The sequence below is a fragment of the Priestia sp. BR_2 genome (assembly GCF_041954005.1).
Taxonomy (GTDB): Bacteria; Bacillota; Bacilli; order Paenibacillales; family Paenibacillaceae; genus Paenibacillus_AQ; species Paenibacillus_AQ lautus_A.
The window spans coordinates 1-551 of record NZ_JAVFHM010000307.1 but is presented as its reverse complement, the minus strand read 5'-3'; the positions used below and the strand labels follow the sequence as shown (position 1 = coordinate 551).

The window sequence follows — 551 nt, the reverse complement described above, 5'->3', positions numbered from 1 at the left end:
GTTGAGAATGCATTAGACTAGTTTTTAACACTTATTCAAATTTTATAAGCTTAATTAAGAGAACGTTAAGATATATACGAAAAAAGATAACAATTAGTATTTACTCATTTAAGAAGAGCAGTCATTTCACTGCTCTTTTATCCCATTCAAAGATGTAAAGTGATAACTCTACCTTAGAAGTATCTTTTATTTAGGAGGAATTTTAAATTGAATAATATCATAATAGCGAAAAATGGTGCAGAGGCAAAAGAAGCAATTGAGACCTTTTTACAAGGAGAATTTACAAGAGATGACATCTACTTATTTACCTATAACAAGGAAAATTCGAAGAATTTAACGAATGTCACAGATACAAGTGATGTTGGGCTAGCAGAACAACATATTTTTGATTCAATAGCAAATGTATTTCGTTCACGAGAAGAAGAGCTCAGGGCGAAAATGCATTCATTAGGGTTATCTGAGATAGAGATAGAACAATGTGTAGAGAAAATGGATAGAGGAGATATAGTAATAATTGCATTAAAAGTAGCATAATCACAATATGAGCATAC

General features: G+C 30.7%; 1 protein-coding gene. It reads left to right on the top strand.

Annotated elements, in window-relative coordinates; all coding sequences use genetic code 11:
- The first annotated feature begins 207 nt into the window (after positions 1-207).
- The gene (locus tag RB298_RS26550) at positions 208-534 is read left to right on the top strand and encodes a YflT domain-containing protein (protein WP_486049344.1); all 327 of its coding nucleotides are present in this window, start codon (positions 208-210) and stop codon (positions 532-534) included.
- Positions 535-551 lie beyond the last annotated feature (17 nt).